Origin of the sequence: Thorsellia kenyensis, assembly GCF_042432445.1 — a bacterium.
In the GTDB taxonomy this organism is placed as follows: Bacteria; Pseudomonadota; Gammaproteobacteria; order Enterobacterales; family Thorselliaceae; genus Thorsellia; species Thorsellia kenyensis.
Window position 1 is genome coordinate 97,981 of sequence record NZ_JBHLXE010000013.1, and the last position, 14,682, is coordinate 112,662.

Here is a 14,682-nt window from a genome sequence, read left to right on the forward strand (position 1 = left end):
TTTGATGGATACATGCCTGTTATCCTTTTTGTTGCTCAGTAAAACGTTTTAATGAAAAGAAACTCAAATCATATGGGATAGGTTCATTTCGCGCAAAAGATGATCCAATCTCACCAAGTACACTTGCGAACTTAAACCCATGCCCACTCAGTCCACTGATCAGCATGATTTTTTTTTGTTCGTCGAGAGTATCAATAATAAAATGCCCATCTGAAGTCATATCATAACTACAGGATTTTCCCATAAGACATCCACCTACGCCTGGCAAAAATCGTTTCAAAAATTTAAGCAAAGCACTTCCATCTGATATTTTACTACCAAAAGGGACTCTATCTTCTCTTGAATGCATTATTTCCCACTCTATATGCTTACCTATTTTTAGCGCGTTATCTACTGCAGGAAATCCGTAGTATGCTTCACCATGCTCATCTTCTATTGTAAATGCAGGAAAATTGTTGAGATAACTAAAGCGGCCGTCTGCTTGATGCCATGCAAAAACACGTCTTATAGGCGTAATAGGTAGGTTTGGAAAGATCTCTCTAACCCAAGTACCAGCAGTAACGATAGCTTTAGACGCAAAAAAATCTCCTTGAGACGTTTTTACTTGAACGCCCGATTCTGATGTTTCGACTGCAAATACTTTACAATTAAAAGCATGTTCAGCTTCTACTTGCTTACTCAGTTCAAGATAACTTTCAATTATATTTTCACAAAATAAAACCCCTGCATTAGGTTCATATACAGCACTGTAATTTTCAGGTAATTGCAATTCAGGCCATATTTTTTTGCAGGTTTTAGCGTCTTTAACTTCCACTTCAAGTGCATATTTATTCGCACTTTTTATCGCTTGGGTGATAAAAAGTGCATTTGATGGTCCCGCATTTAATACCCCACATTGTTCAAATATGGGTATTCCACTTGTATGCTTCACATAGTCTTTGAGTCCTAACCATAACTTTTGTGCTTGCAAGAGCATTGGGACGTATTCGTCGCCTTCACCATAAGCTTGTCTCATGATTCTGGTTTCGCCATGATGACTACCATGCTGATGGGGTGGCATAAATTCATCAACCATCAAAACCTTTAGCCCCGCTTTTGCACTGTAATATCCAGCAGCTGAACCCACTGAACCTGTACCTATGATGATAAGATCATATTCTTTTTTCATATCGCCCAACTCATTTAACTCACTTGCCATGGTAATGTTTCACCAGCCATGAAAGGTACGATTACATGTTCGTTTACCGAAATTTCAGTAGGTTGCAACTCAGGTAATTTAGTCATAGTTATTGTGCCCTCATTTAGGGGCATCTCATAAAAACGAGCTCCATTTTCAGAACAAAATGCTTCTAAGTACTCTAATGCATTCATTTCATCAAATACTTGGGTATAGATGCTCAATGCATTTAAAGAATTAAACGCACCTGCACATCCACATGCACTTTCTTTTAAATGTTTAAAATGAGGAGCCGAGTCTGTACCTAAGAACAGACGTTTATTTCCTGAAGCTATCGCTTGTCGCAGGGCTTTTTGGTGAATATTACGTTTTAGAATAGGTAAACAAAATAAATGCGGTCTTATCCCACCGACTAGCATATCATTTCGATTAAATAAAAGATGCTGAGGAGTAATCGTTGCTGCAGTATAATCATCAGCCGCTAATATAAATTCTGCAGCTTCTTTTGTCGTAATATGTTCAAGTACAATTTTTAATTCTGGGAAATGCTTTCTTAAAGGCAATAGTGTTCTTTCAATAAACACTGCTTCTCTATCAAAAATATCAATTTCTTTGTCAGTGACCTCACCATGAATTAAAAGTGGCATGCCTATTTTTTGCATAGTTTCGAATAGCTCATAAGCCTCTTTGATATCCGCTATCCCATGACTAGAATTTGTCGTTGCATGTGCAGGATATAATTTAGTTGCGGTAATTAAACCACTTCTTTTTCCTTCAATTAATGTGCTTTTATTTAAATCTCTGGACAAATAACAGGTCATTAGTGGCATAAATTCATCTCCCGAAGGAATGGCTGCAATGACTCTATCACGATATGCTTGAGCTGCCTCTAATGTAGTAATTGGTTTAGTCAAATTAGGCATGATTATCGCACGTTTAAAATGTCTTGATGTATACGGGAGAACCGCCTTAAGTATATCCTCATCTCTTAAATGCAGATGCCAGTCATCAGGTTTTCTTAATGTAATAGATTGTGGTGATAATGTTGTTTGCATAGTACTTTACCTTTAATTTAGAAGCCTATTTTCAAATATATTTGACTAGAAAAACACTTAGTTCGATTAAATCGAATAGAATAAAGCATTACCGCCCTTCCCCCTTTCCTTAAACCGTTCGTACGAACCTGGTACAGCTTATTCTTAAAATATCTCACTTTTTGTAAGACGTTCTTTACTTATGCAATGCTCTTAAATCAAATAGTTTGAGTTCTATAAACCATTTATTAGCTATTGCATAATGAGCTTGCGGACTGCAAGCGTTTATCTAGCTGTTCATCTTGATAGATTTAAATGGATCTTTGTACCGAAGCTTTATTATTCATACATGTAACCTACTTGGTTTCCTCCAACTTTTAAGATGGACAGCTTCGAGTCTTCGATTTATCCAATTCATCAAGGTTTAAAATCTGTGTATACTGTCCACTATTTTGACAAACTACCCAAACCCTCTCATTAAAAAGGTTAGCTTTTGTATGGTGAATGTCATTTCTAGGGAGGAGGTTCTCTCTTATTATGATAAGTTTCAAGCCGTGCTCTAGTATTTTTGTGGCGGCTTGCCTGGCATTTCTTCGCTTTTTCTACTTTACTCGAATATGAATATTTCATCAGCATAGCAGACTATTTAGAGTCCTCTTTTCATCATCTATTGAAGAAGGTATCAAGAAATTTATTAGCAATGAGATTTAATATTAAGCCATCTTCCTCCTGCTTGCAAATTTGTTGCAGGATGTTCTTATTACTTACCCTTTTATGTTACTAACTTCTTTTGCCTTGATTTCAATGTCAGTCGATAAATGAGAGCTTATTGCATCCACTAAATCGTACATGCCAAGCCTATCTCCTTTCATTAATGTACTTGAGTTTTATTATTGATTCCTCCCTTCAGAGCGAATTTAACCTTTTGATATCAATTGTCCTCTAAAAGAAGGATTCAGTGCTAGGCTTCTTGAGTATATTGTGCTGACGCCCTGTATATCATCCAATCCTCAAACACATAATAGATCTGACTAAGTATCGGATTTTGCGTTATGTTGCTCGTTTATCCATCTATCAAAGCGACCACCGTTCATTTGCATTATATGCTATATACTGCCTATGACTTCCTTCAGACCCAACCGTTGACCAGTTGCGTCCTTATTAATCGGATTAACTTCCCCTTAGTAAGGGTGTTTCCACTTTCTTTCAAGTGAACGGGTTTGCCAGCTTCGCTAGGCAAACAACAGCAAAACGCCTGCAAAAGCAGGCGTTTTATTGACTTAGTGATATTCGGGTCGAGTCATTGGTGCACTAGATTGTTTCGATGCTATATGGCCTCCAGCTTTTCCTTTGCCTACAAAAACAAAGGCAGGGCGCTCCCAGTCGCTGTAAGGAATAACGCTGGGTACATAAGGAGGAGCGGGAGCTTTTGTAACAGGTGAAGAGGCCTTGTTGATTGATCTTGAATGCAACTTCCTGTTGAAGCTTAATCGATTGCCTTCTTTAGAGATAGCATCGGTCATATCATTTTTTTCAACATTTTTTATGACTGTTTGCACATTATCTACATTAGCTGATATATTGGTATAATCTTTAGTTTCACTTGATACACTTTCGTTTACTGAATGCACAAGAACAATATTGCTGTTTTTGTCCTCTGTCTGTGGTTCAGATAATGTACTTTTCCCTAGAATTGCAACATCCTTTGAACTGCTATTTAAAGAAACTTCCAAATTATCAGTATTTTGAACCGCATTCGCAGGCATGTTTTTTTCTACATCCATATCAATATTTCTATCTTCAGCTTTTTTTGCTGCCAAAGTACGATCTTCATGACTGAACTTCAAATCAACCCCATCATAATTATTAGGTCTATTACCCTGATCAGTTTCATCTGATGGTGAAAATGTAGATAAAAGATCGTAATTTACCCAAACTTTACCTGTTGACATTTCAGGTGAGGCAAATGCACCTTCCATAACCATCGGTGTAGCAGTTAATTGACGATATTTTCTACGTTTTTGTCCATTAGATCGCATTTGACGCATATTACGTCTTGAACGCTTGTTTTTTTCATTATTTTCATTAGAAAATGAAGTTTCATTTAGTTCTTGAATTACTTCACTCTCTAACGTTAATTGATTTTCGATAACCTCTTTTGTTGCTTTTACTCTAACTGAGTCTGTTAACTTGCGACGTTCACGTCTAGGTTTATTAGGTAGATTATCTGACGCAGTTTGTTTGTTTGAGTTATAACTATTTTTATCTGACTTATTTACCCCTTCAAGTTCACTGCGGTTATTCTCTTTTGACGCCGTCTCTTTAGAATTGTCTTTAATCCTTTCCTTGCGAACTGCTGGAGATTGTTCCTGAGCCAGAGCTTCTGAATTTACCTCTTGTGGCTTTGTTACACGTGGATTACGATTTCTTTCGCGACGTGGTCTATTATTTCTTTGCGGCCTTTGTGTACTTTGACGAGCAGCTTCTTTAGTTTCAGGTTTAGCTTCTTCAGATTTAAATAAACCTGTCAAGAATTTAGATAGTCTTGTAAAAAGCCCCTCTTTTACCTTCGCGGCAGTTACTGGTGGAGGAGTATCAGCTTTAATGGTATGCGCCTTCACTGCGGGTTGTTGTGCAACAGGCACTTTTTTGACTGGGACAGATTCTTCAGCATAAGAAAACTTTGATGAGTCATAGCTTTCTGCTAATTGATAACTTAATTGCTCAGCACCATCTCCTCGTTTCATGCGCTGGATGTGGTAGTGTGGTGTTTGCATATTTTCGTTAGGCACAATGATAATTTTTAAACCTTCATGCTCTTTTTCTATTGCCTGAACCGCACTTCTTTTTTCGTTAAGAAGATAAGATGCAATTTGCACCGGTACAATCACCTGTACTTCACTAGTTCTATCTTTTAAAGCTGCTTCTTCTATTAATCTTAAGATAGATAAGGATAATGATTCATTATCTCTTACTCGTCCAGTGCCGCTGCATCGAGGACAAATATGATGACTTGATTCATTTAATGAAGGACTTAGCCTTTGTCTAGACATTTCAAGAAGACCAAATTTAGAAATTCGTGCAAATTGAATTCTTGCCCTGTCAGATTTAACTGCATCTTTTAAACGCATTTCCACATCACGCTGATGCTTTATAGGGGTCATATCAATAAAGTCAATGACAATAAGTCCACCTAAATCTCTTAATCTTAACTGTCTAGCAATTTCATCTGCTGCCTCAAGATTAGTGTGATAAGCTGTTTCTTCAATGTCTCTTCCTCGTGTAGATCTCGCTGAGTTGATATCTATTGCGGTTAATGCTTCTGTGGTATCAATAACGATTGAGCCACCAGAAGGTAAACGTACTTCTCTTTGGTAAGCAGATTCAATTTGAGATTCAATTTGAAAGTGACTAAATAGCGGGGTATCACCAGTATAAAGTTTAATTTTGCTTATAAAATCAGGGCGTCCTAATGTAGCAATATGCAGTTTTGCTTCTTCGAACAGCTCAGGACTATCAATTAAAATTTCCGCGACTTCAGGTCGTAAATAATCCCTAAAAGCACGTACAATAACGCTGCTTTCTTGATGGATTAAAAAAGGAGCTGGTCTGCTAGCCGCTGCTTCCTTTATTGCTTCCCAATGTTTTACTCTAAAAGAGAGATCCCATTGGAGTGCTTCAGGAGATTTACCCATTCCTGCAGTTCGAATTATAAGACCCATTTCATTTGGGATATCTAAAGAAGAAAGTGCAGTTTTTAGTTCAGTTCGTTCTTCGCCTTCAATACGCCTAGAAATACCACCAGCACGAGGATTATTGGGCATCAAAACAAGATAGCTACCGGCCAAACTAATAAAAGTTGTCAGAACCGCATTTTTGTTGCCACGCTCTTCTTTCTCGACTTGAACGATAAGCTCTTGCCCAATTTCTAATACATCCGTAATATTAGGGCGACCTTCACCTTGAAATTTCTTACTAAAATATTCTCTAGAAACTTCTTTAAATGGCAAAAAACCTCTTCGTTCGCAACCATAATCTACCCAAGCGGCATCAAGGCTTGGTTCAAGCTTACTGATTTTGCCTTTGTAGATATTAGATTTTTTTAATTCATGGCTTGTATTCTCTATATCGAGATCGTAAAGTCGTTGGCCATCAACAAGAGCTACACGTAGCTCTTCTTGCTGAGTGGCATTAATTAGCATTCTTTTCATGGTTCTATACTCAATAATTACGTAATTGTTTACGGTTAATGTCTATTGAGCAGAGCATCACAGAGGAGTTTATATGCAGAAATTGAAGAGAATTTAATCTCAACTCTGGCAACCTCCCGGTTGGCATATTTTTATGATTTGCATACTACGAATAGTGAAGGAATTTAATTAACATATTATTTTTCTACACAAGTTATGAGTCGATTATTGCATTTATCTATCTGTGTGACGTATATCATTGTAATGTGTTAGTTTCACTTTCTTAAAATTCTGTGGTGAACTGCTCACCTTTTGTTTCTTTAGCGTCTTATGCCTTTGCTGCGCCTTTAAACTTTTTTTAAAATTTTGCATTATGAAGAAATTATTGATTTGGCGCCAATTGAGCCTAGGTAAAACTTCATTCATAACTCCTTTATACAACAATATGACTTTTTTTTATAGTACTAAATCTACTTTTTTTTTCATTTAGATAAAATTTAATCAAATCATACAAATTGTAACTATTTAGCACTTAACCAGTTGGCTAAATCACAATATTGTTGAACACTTAGATTCTCTGCTCTGAGGGTATTATCAATACCTACCTGTTCTAAGTCATTTAATTCACATAATTCACTTAAGCTGTTTCTGAGAGTCTTACGTCTTTGAGCGAATGCCATAGCGGTAATTCTGGCTAATAGACTAATATCTTTTACATGATATTTGGGTGTTGTATGTGGGATGAGTTTTACTACCGCTGAATCGACTTTAGGTGCAGGTTTAAAAGCGTTTGGTGGCACTTCAAGCACAGGAATCACTTCACAATAATATTGTGCCATAATGGATAAACGTCCATAATTCTTGCTCCCAGGACCGGCGGATAACCGTTCAACAACCTCTTTTTGCAACATAAAAAACATGTCTAAAATTTTATCTGTAAACGTAAAAAGGTGAAACATTAAAGGAGTCGAAATATTATAGGGTAAATTACCAAAAACACGCAGTGGTTTCTGATGCTCACTACTTAAAGCATTAAAATCAAATTTAAGTGCATCTTGCTGATATATAGTCAACTGATCTCTTATAAAAGGATGAGATTGTAATCTCTGCGCTAAATCTCTATCAATCTCAATGACATTTAACTTTTTAATTCGTGAGGCGACGACTTCGGTTAATGCCCCCAAACCTGGCCCTATTTCTAATAATACTTCATCATCTTTTGGATTAATGGCCGCAACAATATTTTCTATCACATTCATATCGACCAAAAAATTTTGCCCGAATCTTTTTCTGGCCGTATGGCCTAGATGTGTTTTATTCATTTTTTACTCTACGTTGTCTAAAGGCAAAAATAATAGCACTTTTCATTCACATGCTAAACTAAACCCTTGATATGTTCGTAAGCCGCTATCATGCTACCAGGATTCGCTGTAAATGTTCCAGCCATATCTAATGCAGTACCATGATCAACAGAAACCCTTAAAAAAGGTAATCCAAACGTGATATTGATAGCCTCACCAAACCCTTGATATTTAAGCACAGGTAAACCTTGATCGTGATACATGGTTAAAATTAAATCAGCATCGTCTAAATATTTAGGTTGAAACATGGTGTCTGCAGGCATAGGACCAATTAAATCATAGCCTTTATCTCTTAACATCTGTAGCACAGGGATAATGGTATCAATTTCTTCCCGACCTAAATGTCCATCTTCGCCCGCATGAGGATTCAATCCACAGACATAAATTTTAGGATGCTTTTTGTGGTATTTGTTTTGTAATTCGCTATGTACAATTTCTAATACTTGCTGCAGACTTTCCTTCGTTATTGTTTCACTTACCTTATTCAAAGGGATATGGGTTGTTGCTAAGCCAACTTTCATAATTTTTGTCGCCAGCACCATAACCACTTTTTCAACATTCGCTATATCAGCTAGGAATTCAGTATGACCAGAAAATAGTACACCCGCTTCATTTATAATTCCCTTATGAACAGGGCCTGTCAAAAGCGCAGAAAACTCCCCTTGCATACACCCTATTGATGCTCTAGTTAATACTTCTAAGACGTAGTGACTATTCAAAGCATTTAGCTCACCCGCAATAACCTCTGCTTTCAAAGGAACATGCAATACGGTTATAATTAAAGTTTTTTTTCTGCTTTCATTACATGAAAGAGAGGCAGTTGAAACAGAACCGTATGTATCAGCACAGTAGTCTTTGATCTCTATCTGAATGTTAGCCTGTTCTGCTCGTTGCTTTAACAGTAATTTATCAATACATACGACAATGCCCTCAGTACCGACTTTTTGTAGTAGCATTAAAACAATATCAGGTCCAATCCCAGCGGGCTCGCCCGCTGAGATGATAATTGGTTTATTCTTTAACATATCCATCTGTAATTTTAATGTATGCCGAAGCTTTTAATTGTCTTTCCCAAATTTGAACTTCTTGAGCTAATTTCTGGTTAAATATAATTTCTCTTGCTCTTTCTTTATAGCCTTCATTCGTTTTATCAGAAGTACGCTTATCAAGTAATTCAATTAAATGCCAGCCAAAGCTAGATTTTATAGGTTCACTTAGCTGATTTTTATTTAAATTAAGTGTGGCATTTGCAAAGTCAGGATCATAATTATTCACATTAGACCAGCCTAATTCACCTCCTTTAGCAGCAGTGCCTGGATCATCAGAAAATTCTTTTGCCGCTTCATTGAAGGTCATTGCACCTGATTTAATTTTTTGAGTAAGTTCAATTAATTTTGCTTTTGCCGCTTCATCATTAAAGACTGGATTTGTTTTTAATAATATATGGCGAGCATTAACCTCGGTAACATTCAATACTTGTTTAGTACTTCTGACATCATTAACTTTAATGATATGATAGCCTATAGGCGAACGTAAAGGCCCAATAATGGCTCCTTTTTTAGGGGTCGCTAGTTTCTCAGAGAAAAATGGTGGCAGCTCTTCTACCTTGCCCCATCCCATTTGACCGCCATCTAATGCTTGAGCATCAGCTGAATAAGTATAAGCAAGTTTTGCGAAATCTCCGCCCCCCTTAATTTGGCTTGTGATTTCTGTTGCTAACTCAAACCCATCACTTTCTTCTAAAGCTGAAGGGTTTTGAGGTAATGCAATTAAGATATGGCTTAAATTAACTTCAAAACGTTCAACATTTTGAGCAGAAATTTGTTTTGCTAATGCTTCGACTTCATTATCAGGAATACGGACTTTTTTACCGAGTTCAATAGATTGTACTTGGCTTAACAGAATATCTTTTTTTACTTGGCTACGGTATTCATTAAAAGAAATACCTTGGCTTTGGAGGTGCCCTTTCATTTCTTCAACAGTTACACCATTTCTAAGGGCAATATCTGCAATAGCGGATTCAATGCTTTGATCGCTTATTTTTATACCTTTATTTTTAGCAATTTGCATTTGCAAATTTTCTGAAATTAAACGGTCTAAAATTTGTTGACGCAATTTATTGTCATCAGGCAGCGTCTGTTTAGATTGACTTGCATTTGATTTAATATTTTCAAGCATTGTTTCAACTTCACTTTGAAGAACAACACTATCATTCACAACAGCTGCAATGCTATTGACTTGAACTGGTGCACTGTAGCTTTGCGATACATACAATTGGCTTATTAATAATGAGCAAACTAACAGACGTTTTATTTTCTTCATAAAGAACCTTTTCTATTTTACATAAAGTTGAAAATCATCATTTCAGTAATTCACTAAAAACCACGACGATAAGGTAGAATACCTTGTTCTAGCATATTTTGAGAACCCAAATCAATGCCTTGACCCAAGCCATTAATTTTTAAAATTAGAGAAACTTTTTCATCATAACGACTACTCTGGTCAAATCCGATAATTTTTCTCTCGTAAGTAACCCCAACTCCCCAGCAACAAGAATTATATTGAATTCCAGCAAATTGTTCCGCAGGTTGATTTTGTTTAGTATCATAATATAATCGGCCAACTAAAGCGACTCGATCCATTAAGGGCCAACTTGCCACTGCTCCGACCTGAGAAATTCCTTCTAAGAATTGTGGTGGGTTATTATTAGCAAATCCATCCAATGTGGCGTTAATATAATCGCCATTAGCGTATCGATAACTCCCTTGAAGGACTCTATCTCTATCTTTTTTGTACTCAACAATTGCATTAGCAAGTGCCAATGAACTTAAACGTGTATCATATTGCAAACCGCCTCTTAATCCCCAAAGATCGTCAATTTTAAACATTGAATCGGCAGCCCAGGTTAAACTACCATCATCATTATTACGGTTTATTGCAGAAGCTTGAGTGTTTTTTTCTGAGCGCTGTGGAGTAAAATGATAGATTTGACCAAGTGAAATATTAAACTTCTCATCTGCTTTATCATCATATACTCTAGAGGTAAACCCTGCAGTTACCATATTACTTGAAGCTATTCTATCGATACCACTATAGATACGATTCCTGAATAAACCTATGGTATCGTTTTGTAATAAAGCAGAGTCTATATTTTGAATACGTGACTGGTCATCAAAAGGGGTATAAAGGTATTGGACTCTGGGTTCTAAGGTTTGAATAAACCGCTCATTAGTACCATATCTACGTTCAAAAACCATTCTTGCATCCGCTTTATATTGAGGTAACACTCTAGAATAAGTACGTTCAAAATTGCCACTATTATTGAATCTGTCATCCTCTTCACGTCTGTAGTACGTACTGTACAAACGAACCTCACTATCTAGACTAGCATAGGAATTGCTTATGGGAAAATTCAGTACAGGCTCAATGTGTGTTCTTTGAATATTAGCTAGTCTAGGATTCTCATTTTTGAATTGGGTAAATTCTGAAAAGATTTTAAAATCTAACAAACCTAAATCTGGCTTAAAATAATTAATATTAAGTCTAGGTTCAGTCACATAAGCAGACGGCGCTGAATCTGAAAAGAGTTGAAAGCGGGTTGTAGATAAAGAAAAATCAAAACTCTCATCAGCATAACCAGCAGAAAGATTTTGAGTGGCATAGCCTGAAGTAGAATTTCCATAAGCAGTATCAAGATCTGTAAAATACTTAATATCACTTACTCTGGTTACATCAGCATTTAAGCGCCAAACTTTATTAATTACACCAGAATGTTGCCAATAAAATAGCCAACGGTCTCTATCAGCCAATTCATCATTCGGTAGATAATCACCTTGCAGTAATCCCTTCCCTGTTACATTCAAATAGCGAAATTCATTTTGTAATTGAAGGCCTCGCGCAGAAATATAATGAGGGGAGATTGTCGCATCATAATTAGGTGCAATATTCCAATAGTAAGGAATCGTTACCTCAAAATCATTAGTTGAACTATATCGATAACTGGGAATAAGAAAACCAGAGCGTCTTCTATCCCCTAAAGGAAATTCTAAATAAGGAGAGTAAAATACAGGAACAGGGCCTAGCCTAACCACTGCATTATATACTTTTGCAACCTCTTCTTCTTTATCATGGATAACAGTAGTACCACTAACACTCCAGCTATTATCACCTTGCAAACATGAAGTAAACGTCCCATTTTTCATCACTGCAAATCGATTATTGTCTCTAACTTCAACTTTCTCAGCATAACCCCTGCCTTGTTTACCTACCATATCGTAGTAGCTTTTTGTAACATCCGTGTCGCGATTTAGCAAATTTGTATGGGCACTTTCGCCTTTTAATTGAACAATCGGGTCAGAATAAAAGACATTACCTGTTGCAGTTGCAGTCCTCTCGGAAACATCAACCGTTTGAGTTAGTCTTAATTTATCTGTTTTTAATGTACTATTACCTTGCTTTAGTACGACATTTCCTACAAACAATGCATCAGTAGGATAATGCCCAACTAGTTCGTCAGAATTGATGTTCACAGGTAATTCATCAATCGCCCCCTCAACAAGATCACCTTCAAATTTAGGTACTCCAATCAGGCATTGTTCAAACAAAGATTGTCCAAAAGCAACAGGGCTAATCATTAAAGAGAGTGTTGATAGTATTAATTTAGAAGAAGGTTTCATTTACGCCACAGAAAAATATAGGATTGTAATAGCACATTAAATTTATCCTCACACTTTAATATAAACAGCGTCACTAATCAATAAATTAGTAATATTCATCCAAAGCATGTCTTTATTTTATGCAGTCATTTAATGGAGTTTAATGTACTGTGCAAAAAAAATGCCTATCAATAAGATAAGCATTTTTTCAATTTTTACAGCTTTATTTGATTAATTAGGCTTCATCATCCAAATGCTCATGTAGTTCAGGCATTTTGCGACTAAAACCAGCCGTAAGAAAGACCATATAAGTAAATCCAATCCCAGCCCATATCAAGCCTAAATACATAGCCCTAGTTTCTAGGCTAAACCAAAGTGAACTTACGGCAATAATTCCTAGTAAAGGTAATAATAAATATTTAATATTATCTTTTAGAGTTTTTGATTGTTTTTCAGCGAAATAGAATTTCGCGATAACAGAAACATTAACAAAGGTAAATGCGACAAGCGCACCAAATGCAATTAATGAGTATCCTAAATCAGCATCAAAATTAACTGCAACAAGACATAGTCCCCCAGCGATTAAAAGATTCCATATTGGTGTTCTGAATTTGGGATGCAAATGACCAAAAACTTTTCTTGGTAGAACACCATCACGACCCATTACATACATAAGACGAGATACCCCAGCTTGAGAAGCCAAACCTGAAGCAACTACCGTTACACTAGAAAAAACTAAGATTACAGATTGTGCTAATGTCCCAGCCACTAATTTAATGATGTCCGGTTGAGTAGAACTTAAATCACTAAAATGCGACGCTAAAGGAATATTTACTCCTAAAGAAGGAATGAGAAGTCCTTGGTATGGAAAAAATATTTCTAACACATAAGAAACAATAATAAAGAGTACACCACCAACAAAGGCAGTTAAAAATATAGCTTTTGGTACCACTTTACGTGCATTGTGAGTTTCCTCGGTAAGAGAACTAATACCATCAAAACCCAAGAAGGAGAAACATAAGATGGTTGCTCCTCCGATAATTAAGAATGGATCAAAGGAGTCAGAGAAAAATGGTTTTGTTGTAAATAGTGCAGCACCTGATTGCTGATGAATATCTGTACCTGCATTGATTTTGTAAATCATTAGTGCAGTAAAGACAACAATAATACCAATTTGGACTAATACGATAATTTTATTAAAGTTAGATACTAATTCTAATCCATAAATATTTGCCGCTGTCATAGCCACAGTAAGCACTATGACAAATACCCAAGCCGGGATGAATGGCATAATTTCATGTAGATAAAGTTTTGCTAATAAAATATTAATCATAGGCATCAGCAGATAATCTAACATAGAAGACCAACCTACCATAAACCCAATATGTGGACTGACTGTTTTTTGAGTATAAGTATAAGCAGAGCCGGCTGATGGAAAACGTTTAACCATTTGTCCATAGCTATAGGCTGTAAATAACATGGCTACAAGTGCAAAAATATATGCTGTTGGTACATGTCCTCTTGAATCGTTTTGGACCAGCCCAAACGTATCAAATACAGTCATAGGTTGTAGATAAGCTAAGCCCATCATGACCATAGCGAAAAGAGTAAGTGTTTTTTTGAGACGAATTGGCTCGTTATGTATATTAGATGACATAAGTGAACATTCCTTTTAAAAGTGTGTAAACAATTGAAATAAAGTAAGTTAGATTGTTTTCATGTGGCTAATAGCCACCACCTGTCTCAGGAAACTTCGCAATTGCTTAACACACGCTTGCGGAGAAAAAAAACGCAATGTGAAATGAGAGTGGTTCTCAATATTAAAAAGAATGGAAAATTGACCTAGGCCAATAAACCGGGATTGCCTTTTTTGTAATAAGACAGAATCAGCTTTGACTGATGATAATTGAAATAAAGTTTCCATTATCTTCCCTAATTTAAAGTCGGCGTTAAAACGCTTTAGATAAAATATTCTCCGGATGTTTTCCGGCCCCTTTTTTATTACATTAATTACAAATTTAACTACAAAGTTTAAAAAAATGAATCAAAAATAGTTCAAATTGACATGCAAACAATAGCATTACTTTAATTTAATAGTAATTTTATTGTTTTAGCAAAAAGAGGCGCATTTTGCCTAACATTGAGAAGACAAGCAAGAGAGTTTTTTAAAAAATAGCTCTTTTTTTAATCAATCAACCCCTCTATCGCTCCTCTGCTTTTTTACACACGTTTTTATTCATTAATTTCATTTAATTTCATATAGAT

General features: G+C 36.1%; 8 protein-coding genes. All 8 read right to left on the bottom strand.

What is annotated here, in order from left to right; translation table 11 throughout:
- Positions 1 to 19 precede the first annotated feature (19 nt).
- Complete coding sequence (gene solA, locus ACFFIT_RS00935) at positions 20 to 1,198, bottom strand: N-methyl-L-tryptophan oxidase (protein ID WP_385875533.1); 1,179 nt, start codon at positions 1,196 to 1,198, stop codon at positions 20 to 22.
- Positions 1,183 to 2,232, bottom strand: a complete 1,050-nt coding sequence (gene pyrC / locus ACFFIT_RS00940) for a dihydroorotase (RefSeq protein ID WP_385875535.1) — start codon at positions 2,230 to 2,232, stop codon at positions 1,183 to 1,185. The genes solA and pyrC overlap by 16 nt, the downstream gene beginning before the upstream one ends.
- A gap of 1,259 nt (positions 2,233 to 3,491) precedes the next feature.
- Complete coding sequence (gene rne, locus ACFFIT_RS00945) at positions 3,492 to 6,422, bottom strand: ribonuclease E (protein WP_385875537.1); 2,931 nt, start codon at positions 6,420 to 6,422, stop codon at positions 3,492 to 3,494.
- A gap of 500 nt (positions 6,423 to 6,922) precedes the next feature.
- Positions 6,923 to 7,723: a 16S rRNA (adenine(1518)-N(6)/adenine(1519)-N(6))-dimethyltransferase RsmA gene (gene rsmA, locus ACFFIT_RS00950; protein ID WP_385875539.1), complete on the bottom strand. Its 801-nt coding sequence runs from the start codon at positions 7,721 to 7,723 to the stop codon at positions 6,923 to 6,925.
- A 53-nt stretch (positions 7,724 to 7,776) separates the two neighbouring features.
- A complete protein-coding gene (gene pdxA, locus ACFFIT_RS00955) occupies positions 7,777 to 8,787 on the bottom strand; it encodes a 4-hydroxythreonine-4-phosphate dehydrogenase PdxA (protein ID WP_385875541.1) in 1,011 nt (336 codons plus the stop codon).
- Entirely contained in the window at positions 8,774 to 10,084 is a 1,311-nt protein-coding gene (gene surA, locus ACFFIT_RS00960; RefSeq protein WP_385875543.1) for a peptidylprolyl isomerase SurA, read from the bottom strand. Before surA ends, pdxA begins: the two co-directional genes overlap by 14 nt.
- A 53-nt stretch (positions 10,085 to 10,137) precedes the next feature.
- Positions 10,138 to 12,438 carry an LPS assembly protein LptD gene (gene lptD, locus ACFFIT_RS00965; protein ID WP_385875545.1) on the bottom strand — a complete coding sequence of 767 codons (2,301 nt, stop codon included), beginning with the start codon at positions 12,436 to 12,438 and terminating at the stop codon, positions 10,138 to 10,140.
- 214 nt (positions 12,439 to 12,652) lie between these two features.
- Positions 12,653 to 14,074 carry an APC family permease gene (locus ACFFIT_RS00970; RefSeq protein ID WP_385875547.1) on the bottom strand — a complete coding sequence of 474 codons (1,422 nt, stop codon included), beginning with the start codon at positions 14,072 to 14,074 and terminating at the stop codon, positions 12,653 to 12,655.
- Between the last annotated feature and the right edge of the window lie 608 nt (positions 14,075 to 14,682).

Excerpts from the sequence above, each read along its gene's own strand:
- ACFFIT_RS00970 (WP_385875547.1), bottom strand. The coding sequence starts at position 14,074 with ATGTCATCTAATATACATAACGAGCCAATTCGTCTCAAAAAAACACTT.
- rne (WP_385875537.1), bottom strand. The coding sequence starts at position 6,422 with ATGAAAAGAATGCTAATTAATGCCACTCAGCAAGAAGAGCTACGTGTA.
- rsmA (WP_385875539.1), bottom strand. The coding sequence starts at position 7,723 with ATGAATAAAACACATCTAGGCCATACGGCCAGAAAAAGATTCGGGCAA.
- solA (WP_385875533.1), bottom strand. The coding sequence starts at position 1,198 with ATGGCAAGTGAGTTAAATGAGTTGGGCGATATGAAAAAAGAATATGAT.
- surA (WP_385875543.1), bottom strand. The coding sequence starts at position 10,084 with ATGAAGAAAATAAAACGTCTGTTAGTTTGCTCATTATTAATAAGCCAA.
- pyrC (WP_385875535.1), bottom strand. The coding sequence starts at position 2,232 with ATGCAAACAACATTATCACCACAATCTATTACATTAAGAAAACCTGAT.
- lptD (WP_385875545.1), bottom strand. The coding sequence starts at position 12,438 with ATGAAACCTTCTTCTAAATTAATACTATCAACACTCTCTTTAATGATT.
- pdxA (WP_385875541.1), bottom strand. The coding sequence starts at position 8,787 with ATGTTAAAGAATAAACCAATTATCATCTCAGCGGGCGAGCCCGCTGGG.